The following is a 21,178-nucleotide window of genomic DNA, read 5'->3' as shown; positions in this document are numbered from 1 at the left end:
GTCTATAGACTCGGGGTGCGGTTAAAGAGAGAAGCGGCGTACAGCTTCTTCCCGTTATAACCCTTCCAAGCCTCTCTGGACTTTCTTTAAAAGGTTTACATATGATTTTGTTTTTCCGTTACGTCCGTGTCTTCGTCATTTGCGTGCGGCAGGACAAGGTTCAGAATGACTCCGACGATTGCCGCAAGCGCCATGCCGGATATTTGAAACCCGCCTTTTGATACTTGAATGAACGCACCGCCGACGCCGATCACGAGGATGACGGATGTGATAATTAAATTTCGCTTGTTTTCATAATCAATGTTGTTGTCAATCAGCATTCTCAAGCCGCTGGAGGCGATGATTCCGAAGAGCAGGAAGGAAACGCCCCCCATAACCGCTGACGGAACAGAGCTGATCAGCGCCGAAACTTTGCCGATAAATCCGAAGCACAGCGCAATCACGCCGGCGCCGCCGATGACAAAGACGCTGAACACTCTCGTAATTGCAAGTACTCCGATGTTCTCGCCGTATGTCGTTGTCGGCGGGCCGCCGATTAACGAAGCGATGATTGTCGCAACACTGTCCCCCATTATGGAGCGGTGCAGTCCCGGCTTTTTAATGAAATCCTGTCCGACAACTTTACTCAGCACCATTTGATGGCCGATATGTTCTGACATCGTCACGAAAGCGACCGGCACCATCGCAGCCGCAATGCCCCATGTCACTGACGGCGTATAGTCTTTGAAAGGGATGATAAATTCAGGGACGGCGAACCATTTTGCATCAATGACCGGCTGGAAATTGACGATGCCCTGTGTCAGCGCAAACAGATAGCCGCCTATAATGCCGATCAATACCGGAATCAGGCTTAAAAATCCCCGTAAAAAGATGGCGCAGATAATGGTGATGGCCAAAGTGACGCCGGCTACACTAAAATGTTTCAGGCTGTAGACGAGTTCCTTCGCATTCGGATCGGCATACATTGCCATATTGACAGCTGTGCTTGCCAATCCGAGGCCGATGACGATGATGACTGGTCCGACGACCACCGGCGGCAGCAGCTTCATCAGCCACCCCGTTCCAAGCTGCCTGATGAGAAGTGCGATCAGGCCGTACACAATTCCCGCCAGGAAAGCGCCGACCATGGCAGCCCCCGGCCCTCCCGCCGCCTTCACCAAGATAATCGGTGATATAAAGGCGAATGATGAGCCGAGATAAGCGGGAATCCGGCCTTTTGTCACCAATAGATAGGCGAGTGTCCCGATTCCGCTCGTGACAAGCGCCACTGCCGGGCTCATTCCGACCAGTTTCGGCACGAGTATGGTTGAGCCGAACATGGCGAATAAATGCTGCAGGCTGAATGTCAGCCAGGACAATGGATTGGGGACGTCCCTGACTCCCAGGTTTACTTTTTTCTTACTCATGGCGTTTTCCTCCCGGTTGACTTTCAAATGGTATAAAAAAACCTCTTTGCTTTTACGCAAAGAGGCATACAAAACCCGGCCGCGTCGATCCGCCCGGCTTTGTGTTTTAAAATCCTCTTTGCAGACTCTCTGGAATGCATTTAAAAAGGGTGATTATTCATTTTCGTATATGGCGACCATATCAGTCTGATCAACTTCACTCAGCTGAACCATCACTTTTTCAGCTTTTGAAGTCGGGATGTTTTTCCCGATATAGTCCGCTCTGATCGGCAGCTCCCGGTGCCCTCTGTCAACAAGCACGGCAAGCTGTATCGATGACGGCCGTCCGACATCAACGAGTGCATCCATCGCCGCTCTCACCGTCCGGCCGGTATAAAGCACATCATCGACCACAATGACCTTTTGGTCTGTGATATCAGCCGGAATGTCCGCGCCTTTTACAAGCGGTTCTTCATTGCTCGTTTTTTTGGTGAGATCGTCACGGTAAAGGGTAATATCAATTTCTCCGACAGTGACCGGATTTCCTTCAATCTGTTCGATCCGTTCAGCCAGCCGCTTTGCTAAATAAATGCCTCTTGTTTTAATCCCTACAAGAATGCAGTCATTCATTCCTTTATTCCGTTCGATCATTTCATGGGCTATCCTTGTCAGCGCCCTTCTGATGGCCTGTTCGTCGAGAATAACAGCTTTTTGATTCACTCGTGACACCTCTCCATTCGTATATAAGAAGAAAAAACCCCTCCTGCCAGAGCATAGAGGGGTTCCTTTCCAGGACGAAGACACACACGTATCTCTTCTGTCCTTTCCGTTATCCTTCTCAGCCTCTCTGGACTGTGTTAAAGAATCTATTCAGCTTGTTTTTATTATTTCAGAAAAGAAAGTCGCTGTCAATGGCTATTTCTCAAATGTTCAATGAGTTTTTTCATATCTTCGGGAAGGGGCGCTTCAAACTCCATGTATTCGCCCGTCCGAGGATGATCAAAACCTAATATTCCGGCATGAAGCGCCTGGCCGTTGAAATCAATGGTTTTTCTCGGTCCGTACTTCGGATCGCCTGCCAAAGGAAACCCGATATATTTCATATGAACGCGGATTTGATGCGTTCTTCCGGTTTCAAGACGGCACTCTACGAGCGTGAAGTCTTGAAAACGCTCAAGCACGTGGAAATGCGTGACGGCGTTTTTACTGCCTTCTCTTGTTACGGTCATGCTTTGACGGTCTTTCTTATCTCTTCCGATCGGAGCGTCAATCGTTCCGTCATCATGTGAAATCAACCCGTGGACAACCGCGGTGTACTTTCTCGTCACGGTTTTATTGACGAGCTGATTAACGAGTGATTCATGCGCCATATCGTTTTTAGCGACCATTAACAGGCCGGAGGTATCTTTATCAATACGATGGACGATTCCCGGGCGCATGACGCCGTTAATGCCTGAAAGATCATTGCAGTGAGCCATCAGTCCGTTTACGAGCGTCCCTGTCACATGGCCGGGCGCCGGATGTACGACCATGCCCCGCGGTTTGTTCACAACCAAGACGTCCTGATCCTCATAGTAAATATCCAGATCCATCGGCTCTGCAAGCACGTCCAGTTCTTCCGGTTCAGGAATGGTGACGGTTACCTGATCGCCGGGCTGCATTTTGTAGTTGGCTTTGACGGATTTGCCGTTAACGGTTACCAGTCCCTCTTTCACCCATTGCTGCACCTGAGTGCGTGACCAGTTCTCTCCTGCTGCGGCCAAAAATTTATCAATCCGTTCGCTTTTTTGTTCAGGCTGAACGGTTATCTCAAATTGATTCATGTTATTGCTCCTTCTTTTTCCCGCTGTCAAACAGCATATGAATAAATAAAAGTATGACGCCGACGCACAGTGAGGAGTCCGCGATATTAAAAATCGGATAGTGATAATTCACGATGATGATATGAATAAAATCGACTACTTCCTGGCGTGCCGCCCGGTCGATAAAATTTCCGGCTGCACCTCCCAGCATTAAGCCGAGAGAAATTCCGAGTAACATCTGCCCTTTTGCATAACGCTGTATGTAATAAACGATTCCGATAATCACGGCGATGGTAATGACGTAGAAAAACCACATTTGGCCGGCTAAAATTCCCCATGCCGCTCCCGTGTTGCGATGAGAGGTGATATAAAGCACCTGATCAATGACAGGTATGCTTTGTCCCAATTCCATATGGCTGACGACAAGCCATTTGGTTAATTGGTCGGCAATAATAATAAAAAGAGCGATAAGATAATAAAGCACACACGTTCCTCCAGTATACAGTTACTTTTATCCTTTATGAATTTTATCAGTAAAAGATGCCGGAGTAAAGGCAGATCATAAGGGCATGAAGACAGACGCTGTCACTCATACAGCGCCTGATCATATGCATAATCTCCGGGTACCCAGTATGGAAGGGTTTTCTTTTCAAATTGAGCGGGATAATAAAAATCATCAGCGGTTCTGGCCGTCGGCAATACCGCAAGCTTGTCAATCGGAATGGGGGCGCCTGTTTTTTCACAATAACCGTACGTATTGTTTTCAAACTTAGACAGGGCAAGAAGAACATCCTGCAGTTCTTCTTTTACATGATAGATCAGAGTTGCTTCTTGGTCGTTCATTGAAGGTTCAACAGATGCTGACATTTGAAAGCAAGAATATTCGAATAATCTTGATTGAAGTTCTTCTTTCATCATGAGAAGCTCCATGTGGATTGCGGTCAGTTGATCATTCATTCATCACAACTCCTGCTCTTGATGTTATAGCTTTATTGTTGCCTCCAGAGCGCCATTTGAAGCCCATAAGATTTTTCCTATCGTTCTAATCGATGACATTAGTGGCATGTAAAAAAACGCCCGGCTGTCAGCCGGGCGCTTTCTCATTCATTAATTTTGATAATATTTTTCAACGATTTCCGCATTGCGCAGTGATAATGTCGGATACTTCGGATTGGCGCCGACATCTTTAGAAATCACGCGGGACCGCTCACACATCTGACCTTCCGCTTTTTCTACGGTCATTTTTCCTGTTGTGAAGCTTTGCGCGTTTTCCGGCGCTTCGCTTTCGTCTTTTACTGTCAGTTCTGAGACGATAAACAGCTGTGCGATATTTTCTTTAATGGATGATAAGAGGTCGCGGTTTTCTTTGTTCGGATACAAAGTCAGACTCGCTTCCAATGATCTTCCGATAATTTTTTCGTTACGGGCAATTTCCAAAGCTTTCAGCACGTCATTGCGAAGCTCCATGAAGCGGTCGAATTTTTCTTCTGTCGCCTGACTGTCCGGAACAGAGATGGTTTCCGGCATATCTGTCAGCTGCACGCTCGCCTCTTCAACAAATGATAAGTGAGACCACATTTCATCCGCCGTATGAGGGAGAATCGGCGCAGTCAGCTTTACTAACGCCAGCAGCGTTTCATAAAAGACGGTCTGCATGCTGCGGCGGTCCGGATGATCCGCATGCTCGATGTACACGACATCTTTTGCGAAATCAAGATAGAAAGAGCTGAGCTCGATCGTACAGAAATTATGAATGCTGTGATAAACAACCGCAAATTCGTATTCATCGTACGCTTTTTTCACTTTATCGATCAGCTTATTCAGCTTGATCAGCATATATTGATCCACTTCACGAAGATCTTTTACATCAACGGCATTGACGCTTGGATCGAAATCGAACAGGTTGCCGTGAAGGAAACGGAACGTGTTGCGGACTTTCCGGTATACTTCCGCGACCTGCTTCAGAATATCTTCAGAAACCGGGTGATCGGCCTGATAGTTTACGGAAGAAACCCATAAACGCAGAATTTCAGCTCCAAGCTGTTTTGCGATTTTTGTCGGCTCAATCGTATTGCCGAGTGATTTACTCATTTTACGGCCGTTTGCATCAAGTGTAAATCCGTGGCTTAATACGCCTTTATACGGCGCTTTGCCGGTGACTGCAACGGCAGTTGAAAGAGATGAGTTAAACCAGCCGCGGTATTGGTCAGAGCCTTCAAGGTATAAATCAGCCGGGCGGACGAGATCATCACGTTCCTCAAGAACGGCCTGATGAGAAGAACCTGAATCAAACCATACATCCATAATGTCTTGCTCTTTCGTAAAGATTCCGTTCGGGCTTCCCGGATGTGTAAATCCTTCAGGCAGAAGGTCTTTTGCCTCTCTTTCAAACCAGACGTTTGAGCCGTGCTGTTTGAACAGCTCAGAAACGTGTTCAATCGTTTCGTCGGTGATGATCGGCTCACCGTTTTCAGCATAAAATACCGGGATCGGAACGCCCCAGACGCGCTGTCTTGAAATACACCAGTCGCCGCGGTCGCGCACCATGTTGTAAAGGCGCTGTTCGCCCCACTCCGGCACCCACTTCGTTTGTTTGATGGCATCAAGCAGATCCGGTCTGAAATCTTTAATTGACGCAAACCATTGCGCTGTCGCTCTGAAGATAGTCGGTTTTTTTGTTCTCCAGTCATGCGGATAAGAGTGTGTAATAAACTCGAGCTTTAAGAGCGCGCCGTTTTCTTCAAGCTTCTCTGTGATCGGTTTATTGGCTTTATCGTAAAACATTCCTTCAAAGCCCGGCGCTTCGTCGGTCATGTTGCCTTTTTCATCGACAGGGCAAAGTACTTCTAAGCCGTACTTTTGGCCGACGATAAAGTCATCTTCCCCGTGGCCCGGAGCAGTATGAACACAGCCTGTTCCGGCATCGGTTGTGACGTGGTCACCGAGCATGACGAGTGAATCTCTGCCGTAAAGCGGATGTTCTGCAGTGATGTATTCTAACTCTCTGCCTTTATACGATGCGACAACTTCAGGATTTTCAAAGCCGCATGCCTCCGCTACGCTTTCGATTAATTCAGCCGCTACTACATAACGCTTGTCTCCAACCTTGATGACATTGTATTCAAGATCAGGATGAACGGAAATTCCGAGGTTGGCAGGCATCGTCCACGGCGTCGTCGTCCAGATAATAAAGCTTTCTCCGTTCTCGAGAACGCCTTTACCGTCTTTCACCTTAAATGCAACATAAATGGATGCCGAACGTTTATCCTGATATTCAATTTCCGCTTCTGCTAAGGCAGATTCACTTGAAGGCGACCAGTTGACCGGCTTCAGGCCTTTATAAATATAGCCTCTTTTCGCCATCTCGCCGAAAACGCGGATCTGCTGCGCTTCAAATTCAGGCTGAAGCGTAACATAAGGGTTTTCCCAATCGCCTCTGACGCCGAGACGCTTGAATTGTTCGCGCTGTCTTTCGATCTGCTGCCATGCATATTCTTCGCAAAGCTTGCGGAAATCGGCTACGGACATTTCTTTCCGGTTCACTTTTTTGTTTTTTGTCAGTGCCGTTTCAATCGGCAGACCGTGCGTGTCCCATCCCGGCACATACGGTGCGTTGTAGCCGCTCATTGATTTATAGCGGACGATAAAATCTTTCAGGATTTTATTCAGGGCATGACCCATGTGGATGTCTCCGTTTGCATAAGGAGGTCCGTCATGCAGTACGAATTTCGGGCGGTCTTTCGTCCGTTCTTGAACAAGACGGTAAATATCCTGCTCCTCCCATTCTTTCTGCATGTCAGGCTCACGGTTCGGCAGATTTCCGCGCATCGGAAAATCTGTTTTCGGCATTAACAGCGTATCTTTATAATCCATTTTCATTCCTCCACAACATTTTTCAGAAAATAAAAAAAGCCCTCTCATCCCATAAGGGACGAGAAAGCTTATCTCGCGGTACCACCCTTTTAGAAAAAACGGATCATCCGTCTTTTCCTCTCGAACATCGTAACGTGATGGAACGTCCTTTCCTACTCTCGGTTCAGAAAGGAAACTAAAGGGCTGATCTGCATGATTCCGGCCATCCCGGGCTTTCACCTTCCCCGGTTCGCTTTATGGCCTGCTTTGAGTCATGCCGGTCCCTTTCATCGTCTTTTCATCTGAATTTATGAACGTATTATATTCGAACGGGCCGAAGAATGTCAAGAAAATCTGAAAATTATTCTTTTTCCTCAAATACCGCGTCGACTTCGTATTCTAACAGATGATCCCAATCATCGTTTTTCAGCAGATCAAGCTGCGCCTCAATCAGCATTTGGAAACGCGTTCTGAACACTTTAGACTGTTTTTTCAGCTCTTCAATTTCCATTGCGATTTTTCTTGATTTGGAAAGCGACTCATTGATGATTCGATCAGCATTTTTTTCTGCTTCACGGACGATCAGCTTCGCCTCTTTCTGCGAATTGCGCTTTACGTCTTCTGCCGCTTCTTGAGCTACGAGAATTGACTTATTCAGTGTTTCTTCAATATTGGCAAAGTGTCCGATTTTTTCATCCAGCTCATTCACTTTCGCCTCAAGCTCCGTTTTTTTACGGAGTGCGATTTCGTAGTCTTTTCTGACCTGCATTAAAAATTCATTTACTTCATCTTCATCATATCCGCGAAAACCTTTTGTAAACGTTTTGTTATGGATATCATTCGGCGTTAATGGCATATTGCCACCTCCATTTTTACATTTCAGTACGGTTATCTAGTTCACATTATAAAACAAATACGGCCATAGATGGAGAAAAAATCTGAAAAAACGACTCATTTTTGCCGTTCGAATGTGACTTTCCATTTGTCTTTTTTCGTTTTTCCGTCTACTTTTGTCAAACTGCATCGTCCGAAGCCCCGAATCGAAAGCATGTCCCCTTCAGCAACCTGATAGGACGGATCCTCAACGGCTTTCCAATTCACCTTAACGAGCCCGTTTTTCACAAGGGTCTGCGCTTTCTGCCGGGATTGCCTGCTCATCGAAGCGCAGACGGCGTCGAGACGCAATGAAGAAACCGTGTCATCCCTTATTTCGACATCTGAAGCGGGAATGTGAAGGGCCGAAAGCTCGATTTTCTCAAGCTTTACCGGCGCTTTGCCTGCTTTGGTCAGCTGGGTGCCGACAAAATCGGCGATTTCACCGGAAACGATAAGCTGCACGGCTTCCTCTGAGAAAATCAGGTCGCCGTATTTCTGCCGTTTTAAGCCGATCCCCATTAATGATCCGAGAAGAGAGCGGTGATCGATGCTGACGAATTTTTCAGCGTATTGAACGTCAAAGGCCTGAAGCTCAAAATCATCTTGTCCAGGTTCCATATATTCAGGGTATAAAATCGCGCGTTTGCGCTCAGCTCTGTCATATCCCCCAAAAAAGGCAAGACCGCACGCATCGCCGATGACGGCTTTTACAATCACCTGTTCCCGCGGATCTAAGAAATCAGTCAGCTTCATCCGATATTGGTCCAGGACAATCTCTTTCCATTCAAGCGCCTGGTCGATAAAAGGCCGCTCGTCGTGTCTGAAGTGCTGGTAAATATCGCTCATGTTCTTTCCTTTCTATGTAAAGAGGCTTGGCTGGTGCCAAGCCCGTATCAAACTGTCGCATTCAAGTATACATTGCGATCATGCGGTATAGGCCCCAAAGTCCCGTCGTGGCAAACCGAAGCACGATAATCGCTACAATCGGGGATATATCCAGCATGGCAATGGGCGGAATGATCCTTCTGAACGGCTCTAAATACGGTTCGCAAATCGATGCGAGAAACCGTCCGACCGCCGTTTCTCTCGTACTCGGCACCCATGACATAAAGATGTAGATAATCAGGGCAAACGAGTAGATGTAAATTAAATAACTCAGAACGGAAAAAATTTGATAAAGAATCATCCTGCTTTACCACCTCTGATGTTCGTCTTCATTTATAAGCTCCGAAATCGTGCCGGAAACATCGACATTATCAGGCGTGCACAGAAAAATATCCGAACCGATTCTTTGAATGTCGCCGCCGATGGCATAGACGGTTCCGCTTAAAAAGTCGACGATTCTTTTCGCCTGATCATGCTGGATGCGCTGAAGATTGACGACAACCGCCCGCCTGTTCTTTAAATGATCGGCGATTTCCTGCGCTTCCGCATATACACGCGGTTCACTCAACACCACTTTAGAGGATTTCTGAACACTTTGCAAGCTTACTACGTTCTGTTTGCCCGCAGGCTTCTGAGCGTAGGCACTCTGTTTATCTTTTTGCTGTTCATGCTCTTCCGGACGATCCTGCTCCGTTTCAATGTATTCGTATTCGTACTCCTCCTCATCCATTGAGAAAAAGTTTTTCAGTTTATTTTTCATGCTCATTTGTTTACACCCCCCGTTTCATTTCCGACTAATGAAGAGCCGATTCTGATAAAAGTAGCGCCCTCTTCAACAGCGATTTCATAATCATTTGACATGCCCATTGACAGTTCCCGGCACGGTGCGTTTGTCTGGTTCAGCTTTTGCACCTGGTCCCTCAGATCACGCAATTGCCGGAAACAGGCTCTGATTGTTTCTGTATCGTCTGTCAGGGGAGCCATCGTCATCAGGCCCTCTACAGAAATGTTTCTAAACTCAGAAAGCTCTCTGATAAAGGGGATGACCTCCTCTGTTTTCAAACCGTGCTTAGACGGCTCAAGCGAAGTATTCACCTGCACAAAACAGCGAACCGCATGCTGCGCCCGTTTTTCAATTTCTTTAGCCAATGACAGTCTGTCTAAGGAATGTATATAAGATACACGGTCAACGACGGCCTTCACTTTTCTGGACTGAAGACTGCCGATAAAGTGCCACACGGGGCTGCCTTTGATGACATCCTGCTTACGGATAAGCTCGGCATCCCGGTTTTCTCCCAGACTTGTAATACCGGCATCCACGGCCTCTTGAGCCCTTTCGGCTGATACGTATTTTGTAACCGCGATGACGGTTACATCTTCGGGGCTTCGGCCCGATCTTTTACATGCTTCGTTTATTCTTTCGTTTATATGTCGTAATTGATCAGCAACACGCAAGATAACTTATGCCTCCTTCATTCCGATAAAGGACATCATGCGTCCCGTTTTTCCTTTGTCGCGGCGATGTGAAAAGAATAGTTCACGCTCTTGTTCGGTGCATAAACCGCTGACTGAAATGTTTTCTTCCGGAATGCCGCAATGTATCAGAAGAAGGCGGTTGACCTCTTTTAAATCAAGCTGGTACCGGCCTTTTTCCGTTTCGCGTATGGCGGATTCTGCGGAAAACGGCAGCGCCCGGACTTCATTGATGACGCGGTCGTCGACGGTATAGCTGTCCGCGCTGATGGACGGACCGATGACGGCCTGAATATCTGTTAAGCGGGAGCCTTCTTCGTTTACCCAGCGTTCCGTCATGATGCGCCCGATTTGTCTGACCGTCCCCTTCCATCCGGCATGGGCAGCGCCGATCATGGATTTCACCGGGTCATAAAAATACAAAGGCACACAGTCTGCAAAACACAGGCCCAAAAAAAGATCTGTATCTTTCGTATAGAGCCCGTCAGTCCCGCGGAATGCGGAGGAATAGTCTCTCGCCCCTTTTCCTTTATCTCCCGCTGTCACGCATCGGACGCGGTTTTCATGTGTCTGATCGGCGAATACCCAGGAATCCAGATCAGTACCGCATAAGGACGCTATGATTTCACGGTTTTTCACAACATCATGAGCTTCGTCCCGGACGTGCAATCCGGTATTTAATGACTCATACGGAGGATTGCTGACACCGCCGTTTTTCGTTGTGAATCCGGCGATGACCTTTGTGTTATGCTGATTCACACGGTTCCAGTCTTCTATCATGAGTGCCGAGGGGGTGGTAAAACTAAACGGGTGATATGTATTCATGAAGATCCAACCTTTCGACAAACATTAAAAAGCGAATTTCCCACTCATTTTAACACAATTTTAAGCATACGTTTAGCGGCTGATTGAAAAATGAGATAAATAAATGTGCCGGAAACATTGAGATTTCCGGCTTTTTACAAGTAAAGGGAGGATTATGCTCCCCCCTTTGGTTCGTTTACACGCACTAAGATGACATCTTCCCCAATTTTAACTATATTTCGCCAAGGAATGATCATTTCCTCTTCTTTTCCGAAAAAACCGAGAACTTTTCCGCTGCCGCCTAAAATAATCGCCTGAATTTTTCCCGTTGTCACATTAATATCAATATCACCGATGCTTCCGAGTTTTTTTCCGTTCGACACGTTTACTACATCTTTTATTTGAAATTCAGATATGCTGATCATTTGTATCACGCCCTTTGCCCGTTCTTTTTCCTATTATATGAGCGGCCGGGCTGAACCTTGTCACATCGGGCAATCTTTTTTGCGGCTGCACCAGGTGTGGATAAATCTCAGCATGATTTTCGTATAGTCCATCAGCTCATCGACGGACACTTCTTCGTTTACGGAATGGGCGTTTTTTAAATCGCCGGGTCCGTATATGACGCTCGGAATCCCGGCATGATAAAGCCATCCTCCGTCTGTTACGGTTTGGGAAACATCGATGACGGGCTCCTGTTGTTTGACGGCTGAGTGCGATTCCGCCAGAACAGAAACGGCCGGATGGTCCGGGTCGATTTCCAGCGCAGGGAACACCTCTCCTCTGTCTTCAATCATGGAAGACCCGCCCCATTTGAACACCGGCCTGTTTTCCCTGAGCCACAGATCACCGTCAGAGACACGATTGATATAGTCTTCGATTTCTGCCGCAGCTTGTTCGTGCGTTTCGTTCGGGTAAAAGTGGACGGTAATCCATAATCGGCATTCATCGGCGACAAACGCTGCGTGCCTTCCCCCTTCAATAAGGGCGGGGTTGATCGTATTGGTGCCTGGTGAAAAGCCGGGATAGCTTTTCGTTACCGCCCAGTGGCGTTCCAGCTCTCCCAAGGCAGTGATGATTTTCGCCATTTTTTCGATTGCACTCGCTCCGAATGTGCCTCCGCCCGCATGAATCATATTGCGCCTCATGCCGTCATGAAATGTTTGTTTGCTTTTCAATTCTATCCAGCCGGTGATGACTCCGCCCTGCCCTTGAATATGCAGGCTGCTCGTATCCGCGACAACCGCAAAATCCGCGTGATAGCCGCGTTTGCAGCATTCCAGCGTCCCCGCCTCGCCGACTTCTTCTCCGATCACAGACTGTACAATGAGGTCGCCCGGAAGCTCAATGCCGGCATCATGGATCAGCTTCAGAGAAAAAAGAACACACGCCAATCCGCCTTTCATATCAGCGGCGCCTCTTCCGATCAGCATGCCGGCTTTAACGAGCGGCTGAAACGGGTCAGAGTCCCAGTCTTCATCCCTGACTTCGGCTACGTCAATGTGTCCGTTTAAAATCAGGCTTTGATGCCCGCTTGAATCTGTCCCTTTTAAAACACCGACTACGTTCGGATCTTCCGGATACACATCCCACATATCGACCGAGCAGCCCATTTCTTTTAAAAATCCGGCCACCCACTTCTGAGCATCTGCTGTATTTCTTGCAGGCGGAGCCGGTGTCGGAAAGGCGATCAACCTTTCAGCAATATGTATTAAATCGCCCCGCCGTTTATCCGCCTGCTGCAGCAGCATGTCAAGCTGATTCATTGAACATCTCTCCTTTTGCTGTATTAAAAAAACCCGTTTCATCCAATGAAACGGGTAAAAACGGATTTCCCTCCGCTTTTTTTCACCGCTTCCCTCCGCCGGCATGATCCGGATCAGGTCCGTTAAGGGTTGAGACTAACATCTCTCTCAGCTGCATGTCAGCAGCACCCCCAGGGTGAATTGATTTTATTTGACGGATGATGCCGCTTTTGCACACGTTAAAAATGGACGGCCGTTGTTCCATAAGACATTGACAGGCATATCGAAAAACGCTGTAAGCCGCTCGTCAGAAAGCATGTCCTTGATTTTCCCGGCAGCGAACACCTCGCCTTGTTTTAAAAGCAGCGCCTGATCAAATACCGGCAGAATTTCTTCAGCATGATGAGTGACATAAAGGATGGACGGCGCATTTTCTTTTTCAGCGATCGACGTTATCGTATCCAGCAGCTGCTCTCTTGCCATAAAATCGAGACCCGTCACGGGCTCATCCAAAATCAGCAGTTCCGGATCAGCCATAAGCGCCCGCGCAATCAGCGCTCTTTGCCTTTCCCCCTGAGATAACGTTTCATACCGTCTGTCCGCGAAACTGATGGCGCCTAAATCCTTCAGAAGACCGATCGCTTTTTCCCTCACTTGTTCACTCGGCGTTTCGTAAAGCCCGATTGAAGCGTACGCGCCGCTGAGGGCGATTTCAAAAGCAGAATCCGCGGCATATAATTTGTGCTGAAGACCCGCTGAAACAAGACCGATTTTTTTTCTGAGCCTGTCACCGAGCTCTGTTTTGCCGAATTGATGGCCGAGCACCTGCATCTCTCCTGAAGTGGGAAAGTAATAAGAACATAACATATTCAGCAAAGCTGTTTTTCCGGCTCCGTTCAGCCCGAACAGCACCCAATTTTCGTTTTTCTCAACGCGCCAGTTGATATCTTTCAAAATCCATTGGCCGTTTCTTTTTAATGACACATTGTCCAGCTGTAAAATCATTGCAGTTCCCCCGTTTATTTGTTTCAATTTTCTTAAAACTTTTACACATTAGAATACATCACTTTTTCGCAAACGTAAACCGGCGCACGAAAAAAGCCTTTAAAACAATGTTTAAAGGCTTTCTCCGTTATTGATGGATATTCTTATTCATTTGTTTAATGGCTGCCTTTTCAAGCCTTGAGACCTGAGCTTGGGATATGCCGATTTCTTCTGCGACTTCCATTTGGGTTTTTCCCTGGAAAAAGCGTTTTCGCAAAATCATTTTTTCCCGTTCGTTCAGTCTTCTCATGCCTTCTTTCAGAGCGAGCTCCTCAATCCATTGTGTATCCTTATTGCGCTCATCGCTGATCTGGTCCATCACGTAAATCGGATCGCCGCCGTCATTATAAATCGGCTCAAACAGTGATACCGGATCTTGGATGGCGTCAAGGGCAAACACAATTTCTTCATGGGGCACTTCAAGAACTTTGGCGATTTCCTCTGCTGTCGGCTCCCTGCTTGTCTCACTGATTAACCGCTCCCTTACTTGAAGCGCTTTATATGCGATATCGCGAAGCGACCTCGAGACGCGGATCGGATTGTTATCCCGCAAATATCTGCGGATTTCTCCGATAATCATCGGTACAGCGTATGTTGAAAACTTAACATTATGGCTTAGGTCAAAATTATCAATGGATTTCATTAGTCCGATGCAGCCGACCTGAAATAAGTCATCAACATACTCTCCTCTGTTGTTAAACCTCTGAATGACGCTTAAGACAAGGCGCAGATTGCCGTTTACAAGCTTTTCCCTCGCTGAATCATCGCCCTCATCCTGCAATTGCTTAAACAGCTTTCTCATCTCTTCATTCTTGAGTACCGGTAATTTGGAGGTATCCACCCCGCAAATTTCGACTTTATTTCTTGACACGTTTTTCCCTCCCACTAGGAGCTGCTGTACAACGTTAAGTATCTCCTCGGGTGGGAAAAATATGCACCGTCATTTTACAGAAATAAACATCCGGCACCGGCAATCCTTGCAGCAGTAAGGACTGTCAGATGGAAAAAATTTTACACCATTTTGTTAAACTCTTTTCTCAGTCTTTTAATAATCCGCTTTTCGAGCCGGGAGATATAAGATTGTGAAATCCCCATCATGTCGGCTACATCTTTTTGTGTTTTTTCTTCTTCACCGACAAGCCCGAATCGCAGTTCCATGATCTGCTTTTCTCTATCATTTAATTGCTCAAGCGCTTTTTTCAAAAGTTTTTTATCCACATTGGCTTCAATGTCTTTTGTAATAATATCATCATCTGTGCCGAGCACATCCGAAAGCAGCAGTTCGTTTCCGTCCCAATCAATGTTCAGCGGTTCATCAAAGGACACCTCTGAACGGATTTTATTGTTTCGGCGCAAGTACATTAAAATTTCGTTTTCAATACATCGTGACGCGTAGGTTGCGAGTTTGATTTTCTTTTCCGGATTAAACGTGTTTACCGCTTTGATTAAACCGATTGTGCCGATGCTGATTAAGTCCTCGATATTGATGCCGGTGTTTTCGAATTTGCGGGCAATGTAAACGACAAGGCGTAAGTTTCTCTCAATCAGGATGGCCCGCGCCGCCTGATCCCCGCTCGGCAGCTTTAATAAGAGCACCTGCTCCTCTTCTTTAGACAAAGGCGGCGGCAGCGCTTCGCTCCCTCCTATGTAATATACTTCATCACTTTTCAGTCCGAGTTTCATCAGCCATTTATACCATAAATAAGTCAGACGCAGCTTAAGTTTTTTCATCTTCCTCCCCCTTCTAAATACAATGCGTTTTGAGTATGATGAATAACAGACTTTTCGTCAGGATACATGCTTCACAGCCTTCCCGGTCAGCATCTTCGGGTGAACGATTCCGTCAAATTCACCATCCGCTGATAATGGTTTCGCGCTGATGCCGATCAGGCATTTTTCACATGCGATCATCTCGTCTTTCGTTATAATCGTGACGTAATCCGGCTTTAAACAGAGTAAAAATTGATTGTCCTGACCGACGCCCCTGTATGGAATCAGCCTCAGCTTATCCGCATGACGGAACGAATCATCAAGCTGCTCTATCACTTCAAGCGGACTGGCAGATTTGATGATGTCCGTTTCCTTTTCACTGAGAATCGGAGCGAATTTGTCAATGTGAAGGATCATGACCGGCGTTTTTGTCAGCGGATCATAAAGCTGATTCCCGGAATCCACCAGGCCTTTTGCGCGGATTGTCTGCCCGCTGAATTCTGCCTGAACCATGACAAGTTCATCGTACTGAATGGACTTCGTCTCGATGTCTTCGATTCTCTTTTTCGAAAAAAACCATACGGCCGGAAATCCGATGACAACAAATATCCAGCTGATCGGGTCGCCGAAGCCGGTCTGGCTCGTGACCATAGCGCCGTGTTCTACAATTGATTCTGTCTGCAGCAGGGAATGTACGCCGATCATTCCCCCGCCGACGAGAAAGGTCGCGAAATAAAAGGCGAACAAATTTTGAAAAAAGTACCGAAATCGTTTAAAGCCAAAAGCCGTAAGCACGATGACAACTGAAAATGCCATTTTTCCCGCCGGATGCTCCACAAAGGGAGAAACAGGCGTAAACATCAGAAGCACAATGGCTGATCCGATGAAACCGCCGGCGGCCACTCTTCTTTTTTTCACCTGGCGTTTTAAAATAAAGGCGGTTAATAAAAGCAAAAGAGAATCAAAACAAAAGTTCAACAGCCAAATGACATCCAGATAGATTTTCACATCTGACCCCTTTCCTCTTTTGTCTTACATATCTGTTTCTCTCTCTTGTTTTATAAGTATAAAGCAAGCTCTGTGGGAAAGTCTGTCAATTAATGTTGAGGGGAAAGTACAATTTTTAAGGGATAACCGTTTTATTTGTCGAGGGTCGAAGAGATTGATTTCCTATTGACCGTCTCAGCAAAAAAAGCGCTGCCGTGTCCCGGCAGCGCTCTGTTTTACTCATTGATATAAAGTTTTCCTTTTGCTGTCTGTCTCGTTTCATTTCCATAGTCATCTCTTGCAATAACGTCAATTTTTGCTCCGCTTGCTTTGATGGAAGAAGTCGCCGTCCAGTAACCCTCATATCGTCCCGAAGAAATTTCTCTCAGCGGAAGCTCCGTCGCGTTTTGGTTCCCTGCCCGGGCGTTTGCCAGAGGCATACGGATCACGAAAGAGGCGTCTAATTTCTTCCCGCTTGAAAAAGCGATTTTCACTGATTCTCCGGCTTTTAATTCTTTATCCGCTCCGGGAACCAATCCGGAGATGACGGGAGCGTTATAATTGACATCAATCACCGTCTTTTTTGTTGTTTTGTTACCCGCTTCGTCTGAGGCCGTGACTTTGATTTCGTTGCTGCCGTTTTCCAAAAGGATTCTTGCTTGATAAGAGCCGTCACTCACCTCGGTCTTTTTGCCGTTCACCTTCACCCATTTTAAATGGGCGTCGTAAGCTTTTCCTTTTACAGTCACCGCTTCTTTATTTGTTTTATCTCCGTTTGCCGGACTGTCAATCGTCACATCCGGCTTATCCTGATCGAGTATGACCGTGACAGGGCGTGACTCATCGGTTGATCCCTTGTCCGTCACAGATGCCGCCGTCAGCCGATTGGCATCTTTACGCAGTGTGACATCAGCCTGGAAATGGCCGTCTGCATCCGCTTTCGTTTCAGCGGCGGTTTTACCGTTATTGGTCAGGCGGACTGCAGTTCTTGGTGAAGCCGTTCCTTTCACCGTGATTGACTTCTTGTTTGTAAATGACCGGTCATCAGGCGACGTGATGTCAGGCACGGAAGCTTCGTAGTCAACTAAAGCCCTGATCATAAAGTTTCCGTCTGCTTTATCGGCTTTTGACCAGCTGCCGTCGAGGTATTGCCAGTTTCTGTTCGAATATGGACTGCCGTCGTCAGATGACAGGGCAGGTGAATAAGGATCGGGTTTCGTCTGGCGGAGCACAAGATAAAAATCCTTTCCGACCTCAATTCCTTTTGAGCTGAGATCCACTTTGGTCCATTCTCCGTTTCGAAGCGCTTCAGCTTGGAACGGGCCGGCAATTTTGCTGCCCGGGCTCCCGTCAGGGCCGGATGCATCATATACTTCTGCTTGAAATTCGGTACCGCCCGGATCAGGCCAGTCCGCGCCCCAAAATTTAAAGAGGCCTCCTGTCAGCATACCGTGTTCTTTTCCGTCTTTAAGCGTCATCTTAACGGCAGATTTGCTGCCTGCCTTAAAATAGGACAGTCCGGCTTCTTCAGTCCCGTTATCATAGGCAATTTCCCCTTCATAGCCGATATACGGCTTAAGCTTGGCGTTTTTTTCAGCATCCCCTTTGATGTCAACAGAAAATTCACTGTTGTAAAAGCCTTTTGCGGCTACTTTAATGGTGTATGAGCCTTCGTACGCCTGAAGCGAATATTCCCCTTTATCATTTGTCACCGCAGGCTCAATTGCAGCGTCCTCCACTACATAAAGCGCGGCCCCTTCCACCGGTTCGCCTGTCGACTGATTGGTGATGGTTCCTTTTAACGTGCCGGACGGCATTTGCTCCAGTGTAAAGTCTGCCTGTGCGGTTTTGTCTGCTTGAACAGAAACTTGTTTTGCAGCGGGTTTAAATCCGTATGCCTCGGCTTTCAGCGTATAGTTTCCCGCTTTATGAGACAGGCTGTAGCTTCCGGTTGCGGGGTCGGAATATACGGATTTCCCCGTCTCGGCGACACTGATTTGCGCTCTGAGCGGCAGGAGATTCGTTTCACGTTTCACCGGTTTTCCGGATGATTTTACCGCCGGTTTGGCCAGTTTCGGACTGACGGTTTTTTTCTTCAGATGGCATGGCGGTGTTTGTCTATTGTGTTTACTTTTTTTGGCCGCCTTGCCGAGAGGACTGCTTGAAAGCCGGACGTCATCAATATACCATCCGTCTTCATTGAGTACTTCGTCTGACTGCATATTAAACATAAGCTTTATATTTTGGCCTTTATACGCGGATAAGTCTGCTTCTTCATCATTCCACCCTGCGGAGTCACCATTGTAAACAGCCGCCTGCTCCCAATTCGATTTTCCTTCCGGCAGAACGAACACGTACCCGTAATCAAAAAATTCTTCGAGCTTGTGCCAGCTTTTAAATTGTAAAAACAACCGTCCTGAATCCGGAACCTGGATCGGAGGCATCACCAAATTCATATTGGCTGAATCGGCATACGGTCCGGACAGGTTCGTCGCATACACTTTATCTCCGGAAAATGCAGCGCCGGGGCCTGAACTCGGAATCCCCCATTCCCATTGGTCATGTGTCCCGTAACTGGACCAGCCGGCCGGCTGTAATTCAAAATCTTCTTTGTACCCCGCCGTAATGCTCGGTTTTACGTCAGCCCGGTACGTATCAGATTCTGCAGAATGACCCCCGAAATCTTTTATTGTCCATTTATAACTTACCGTGCTGCCCGTTACGTGCGGAATTTCTGCCTGGTAAAGTCCCTTTTTTTCATCACCGCTTTTTTGAACGGCGGCGATCGTTTTCCACTCTCCTTTATCAAATTGATAGGAAAGTAACACCTCAGTCACGCTTACATCATCTTCTGCTGTAACCGTTAACGGCAGATTTGCCCCTTTGTAAGCTTCATGGACGGGTTCATGCTGCCAGCTGGGGGGATTGTGATCTTCGCCCGCAGAAGATACTTTGCCTTTTACGCTTCCGATTCCGTCTGTTACGGCAGAAACGGCGTCAAAAGCATTGACTAAACCGTGGCCGTAGCCGTTATTCGGTGATTCCGGAAAAACGGAGTCTGTCAGCTTTTCAGCGGTGCGCGTCAAAACGTCTTCCATTTCATCAACCGTAATAGACGCGTTCGCCTGCCTTAACAAAGCCGCCGTCGCCGCCACATGCGGCCCGGCCATTGAAGTTCCGTTCCAGCCGCCTTCATATGTTCCCCCAGGAATAGAGGAACGGATATTCACTCCCGGAGCCGAAATATCCGGCTTAGTTTCATGATACGGTGAGGGGCCTTGAAGTGAGAAATCAGCGAGTTTCTTGTCGATGTCAGTCGCACCTGTCGCAAATGCTTCCGGATAATTGGCCGGATTTGCGATTGAACCGGGTCCTCCCGGTGTAAATAAGTCTTCATTTCCCGCAGAGAATTCCGGAAAAATCTCGGCTGCTCTCCATGCATTCACCATATCGCGGTACCACTCGTCCATTCCTGAACCGCCTGCCCAGGAATTATTGACAACATCCGGCGCCATCTCGGGATGCGGAGTGCCGTTTTTATCTTTTGGCGCGAGCACCCATTCACCGGCATCCAAAATATCGGCATCGGTTCCTCCGTCATCTGAAAATGCTTTTACTGCAATCCATTTCGCGCCCGGAGCGACACCGATTTGATTTGAGCCGTCAGGTTCTGAACCCGTCATGGTTCCTGTTACATGAGTGCCGTGTTCAAGATCATCGTAGGGCGCGTCTTTTTTAGACACGGCATCATACCAGTTCATTTCATGGTTCGGCGCTGCGGGATTTTCAGGATCGTACCCCCGGTATTTTTCCTTAAGCGCAGGGTGATCCCACTGGACCCCTGTATCAATCGAGGCGACAACCGTACCGGTGCCGTCGTAACCAGAGGCCCAGGCCTTCGGCGCATCAATTTGGCTGATGTTCCATTCAACGCCTCCCTTTGCCTTGATCTCTTTTTGTTTTTTCTTCAATTGAAAAGGAGCTTTCGATTGAGTAAGCTGACGCTTTTCATTCGGGAGAACTTTTTCTACTTCAGGAAATGAAGCAACTTTCTCCATCACCTCTTTCGAAGCCGTGACTGCCATTCCGTTGACAATATAATAGGAATGGATGTGCTCCGCCTTGCCTTTCTTTTTTTGTTTTTCCAAATATGTTTTTATATTCTGCTGGGCATTATGAGCCGCTACTTTTAAAGAAGAGACGACCGCTGACCGCTTTTGATATTCTGTTTTTGCTGCGGAAAGCGATTGGGACTTGGCATTTTTCTCTGCTTTTTTGACCGCTTTTTTCGTATCGGCTTTCTCTTTAAATTTGATGAGAAATGTGACTTTATCATTTTTCTCAAAACGCTTCTTGACTGAATCGGAAATCTTATGCTGAATGCTCTTAGAGGAAGAAAGATCTTTGGTGGCAGAAACTGTTCCCGGTGTGGTCTCCGCTACGGCTGCACCCGGAAACAGCAGTGAACTGACGACAATCGCGCTTAAAACGGAGCCTGTCCATCTGTTTCTCATTTTTTTCTTCAAATCGTATCCCCCCTTATTTGGAAACGCAATATAAATTTGTATTCCTTCCCTCTCAATTGGAATGGTTTGTCATTTCGATGCTGTACGTT

Annotated in this window: 19 protein-coding genes, 1 riboswitch and 1 other annotated feature; all 19 genes read right to left on the bottom strand. The window is 47.2% G+C overall.

What is annotated here, in order from left to right; translation table 11 throughout:
- Positions 1-95: 95 nt before the first annotated feature.
- Entirely contained in the window at positions 96-1,406 is a 1,311-nt protein-coding gene (gene pyrP / locus ABDB98_RS07960) for a uracil permease PyrP (protein ID WP_438421889.1), read from the bottom strand.
- A 153-nt stretch (positions 1,407-1,559) separates the two neighbouring features.
- Positions 1,560-2,105, bottom strand: coding sequence for a bifunctional pyrimidine operon transcriptional regulator/uracil phosphoribosyltransferase (pyrR, locus tag ABDB98_RS07955; protein ID WP_003154392.1), 546 nt, complete (start codon positions 2,103-2,105; stop codon positions 1,560-1,562).
- 188 nt (positions 2,106-2,293) lie between these two features.
- A complete protein-coding gene (locus ABDB98_RS07950; RefSeq protein WP_016936188.1) occupies positions 2,294-3,208 on the bottom strand; it encodes an RluA family pseudouridine synthase in 915 nt (304 codons plus the stop codon).
- A 1-nt stretch (position 3,209) separates the two neighbouring features.
- Positions 3,210-3,671: a signal peptidase II gene (lspA, locus tag ABDB98_RS07945; protein ID WP_060962835.1), complete on the bottom strand. Its 462-nt coding sequence runs from the start codon at positions 3,669-3,671 to the stop codon at positions 3,210-3,212.
- 101 nt (positions 3,672-3,772) lie between these two features.
- On the bottom strand, positions 3,773-4,144 hold the full coding sequence (locus ABDB98_RS07940; RefSeq protein ID WP_438421886.1) for a TraR/DksA family transcriptional regulator: 372 nt from the start codon (positions 4,142-4,144) through the stop codon (positions 3,773-3,775).
- A gap of 150 nt (positions 4,145-4,294) precedes the next feature.
- Positions 4,295-7,060: an isoleucine--tRNA ligase gene (gene ileS, locus ABDB98_RS07935; RefSeq protein WP_438421885.1), complete on the bottom strand. Its 2,766-nt coding sequence runs from the start codon at positions 7,058-7,060 to the stop codon at positions 4,295-4,297.
- A 51-nt stretch (positions 7,061-7,111) separates the two neighbouring features.
- Positions 7,112-7,339 (bottom strand) — a binding site (T-box leader).
- A gap of 61 nt (positions 7,340-7,400) precedes the next feature.
- Positions 7,401-7,895, bottom strand: coding sequence for a septum site-determining protein DivIVA (divIVA, locus tag ABDB98_RS07930; RefSeq protein ID WP_003154406.1), 495 nt, complete (start codon positions 7,893-7,895; stop codon positions 7,401-7,403).
- 95 nt (positions 7,896-7,990) lie between these two features.
- The gene (locus tag ABDB98_RS07925; RefSeq protein ID WP_045926087.1) at positions 7,991-8,761 is read right to left on the bottom strand and encodes an RNA-binding protein; all 771 of its coding nucleotides are present in this window, start codon (positions 8,759-8,761) and stop codon (positions 7,991-7,993) included.
- 61 nt (positions 8,762-8,822) lie between these two features.
- On the bottom strand, positions 8,823-9,101 hold the full coding sequence (locus tag ABDB98_RS07920) for a YggT family protein (RefSeq protein WP_016936193.1): 279 nt from the start codon (positions 9,099-9,101) through the stop codon (positions 8,823-8,825).
- A 6-nt stretch (positions 9,102-9,107) separates the two neighbouring features.
- The gene (gene sepF, locus ABDB98_RS07915) at positions 9,108-9,566 is read right to left on the bottom strand and encodes a cell division protein SepF (protein WP_060962838.1); all 459 of its coding nucleotides are present in this window, start codon (positions 9,564-9,566) and stop codon (positions 9,108-9,110) included.
- Positions 9,563-10,255: a YggS family pyridoxal phosphate-dependent enzyme gene (locus ABDB98_RS07910; RefSeq protein WP_060962839.1), complete on the bottom strand. Its 693-nt coding sequence runs from the start codon at positions 10,253-10,255 to the stop codon at positions 9,563-9,565. Before ABDB98_RS07910 ends, sepF begins: the two co-directional genes overlap by 4 nt.
- 6 nt (positions 10,256-10,261) lie before the next feature.
- The gene (gene pgeF / locus ABDB98_RS07905) at positions 10,262-11,098 is read right to left on the bottom strand and encodes a peptidoglycan editing factor PgeF (RefSeq protein WP_438421884.1); all 837 of its coding nucleotides are present in this window, start codon (positions 11,096-11,098) and stop codon (positions 10,262-10,264) included.
- A gap of 152 nt (positions 11,099-11,250) precedes the next feature.
- The gene (locus tag ABDB98_RS07900) at positions 11,251-11,502 is read right to left on the bottom strand and encodes a YlmC/YmxH family sporulation protein (protein WP_003154415.1); all 252 of its coding nucleotides are present in this window, start codon (positions 11,500-11,502) and stop codon (positions 11,251-11,253) included.
- Positions 11,503-11,562: 60 nt separating this feature from the next.
- Positions 11,563-12,843, bottom strand: a complete 1,281-nt coding sequence (locus ABDB98_RS07895) for an acetylornithine deacetylase (RefSeq protein WP_438421883.1) — start codon at positions 12,841-12,843, stop codon at positions 11,563-11,565.
- 73 nt (positions 12,844-12,916) lie between these two features.
- Positions 12,917-13,025: riboswitch (TPP riboswitch) on the bottom strand.
- 4 nt (positions 13,026-13,029) lie between these two features.
- Positions 13,030-13,827 carry an ABC transporter ATP-binding protein gene (locus ABDB98_RS07890; RefSeq protein ID WP_438421882.1) on the bottom strand — a complete coding sequence of 266 codons (798 nt, stop codon included), beginning with the start codon at positions 13,825-13,827 and terminating at the stop codon, positions 13,030-13,032.
- 127 nt (positions 13,828-13,954) lie between these two features.
- Positions 13,955-14,737, bottom strand: a complete 783-nt coding sequence (gene sigG, locus ABDB98_RS07885) for an RNA polymerase sporulation sigma factor SigG (protein WP_013352181.1) — start codon at positions 14,735-14,737, stop codon at positions 13,955-13,957.
- Positions 14,738-14,877: 140 nt separating this feature from the next.
- The gene (sigE, locus tag ABDB98_RS07880; protein WP_016936200.1) at positions 14,878-15,597 is read right to left on the bottom strand and encodes an RNA polymerase sporulation sigma factor SigE; all 720 of its coding nucleotides are present in this window, start codon (positions 15,595-15,597) and stop codon (positions 14,878-14,880) included.
- Between the two features lie 57 nt (positions 15,598-15,654).
- On the bottom strand, positions 15,655-16,584 hold the full coding sequence (gene spoIIGA / locus ABDB98_RS07875; RefSeq protein ID WP_438421880.1) for a sigma-E processing peptidase SpoIIGA: 930 nt from the start codon (positions 16,582-16,584) through the stop codon (positions 15,655-15,657).
- Positions 16,585-16,799: 215 nt separating this feature from the next.
- Positions 16,800-21,089 carry a S8 family serine peptidase gene (locus tag ABDB98_RS07870; protein ID WP_438421879.1) on the bottom strand — a complete coding sequence of 1,430 codons (4,290 nt, stop codon included), beginning with the start codon at positions 21,087-21,089 and terminating at the stop codon, positions 16,800-16,802.
- Positions 21,090-21,178: the final 89 nt, after the last annotated feature.

Source organism: Bacillus siamensis (assembly GCF_051628075.1).
In the GTDB taxonomy this organism is placed as follows: Bacteria; Bacillota; Bacilli; order Bacillales; family Bacillaceae; genus Bacillus; species Bacillus siamensis.
This window is presented reverse-complemented; position numbering and strand designations above follow the sequence as displayed.

Bases quoted from the DNA above. Each gene is read 5' to 3' on its own strand.
- sigE (WP_016936200.1), bottom strand. From the start codon at position 15,597: ATGAAAAAACTTAAGCTGCGTCTGACTTATTTATGGTATAAATGGCTG.
- pyrP (WP_438421889.1), bottom strand. From the start codon at position 1,406: ATGAGTAAGAAAAAAGTAAACCTGGGAGTCAGGGACGTCCCCAATCCA.
- ABDB98_RS07950 (WP_016936188.1), bottom strand. From the start codon at position 3,208: ATGAATCAATTTGAGATAACCGTTCAGCCTGAACAAAAAAGCGAACGG.
- ABDB98_RS07890 (WP_438421882.1), bottom strand. From the start codon at position 13,827: ATGATTTTACAGCTGGACAATGTGTCATTAAAAAGAAACGGCCAATGG.
- ABDB98_RS07920 (WP_016936193.1), bottom strand. From the start codon at position 9,101: ATGATTCTTTATCAAATTTTTTCCGTTCTGAGTTATTTAATTTACATC.
- ABDB98_RS07895 (WP_438421883.1), bottom strand. From the start codon at position 12,843: ATGAATCAGCTTGACATGCTGCTGCAGCAGGCGGATAAACGGCGGGGC.
- ABDB98_RS07900 (WP_003154415.1), bottom strand. From the start codon at position 11,502: ATGATCAGCATATCTGAATTTCAAATAAAAGATGTAGTAAACGTGTCG.
- pgeF (WP_438421884.1), bottom strand. From the start codon at position 11,098: ATGAATACATATCACCCGTTTAGTTTTACCACCCCCTCGGCACTCATG.
- sepF (WP_060962838.1), bottom strand. From the start codon at position 9,566: ATGAGCATGAAAAATAAACTGAAAAACTTTTTCTCAATGGATGAGGAG.
- ABDB98_RS07940 (WP_438421886.1), bottom strand. From the start codon at position 4,144: ATGAATGATCAACTGACCGCAATCCACATGGAGCTTCTCATGATGAAA.
- ileS (WP_438421885.1), bottom strand. From the start codon at position 7,060: ATGGATTATAAAGATACGCTGTTAATGCCGAAAACAGATTTTCCGATG.
- divIVA (WP_003154406.1), bottom strand. From the start codon at position 7,895: ATGCCATTAACGCCGAATGATATCCATAACAAAACGTTTACAAAAGGT.
- ABDB98_RS07925 (WP_045926087.1), bottom strand. From the start codon at position 8,761: ATGAGCGATATTTACCAGCACTTCAGACACGACGAGCGGCCTTTTATC.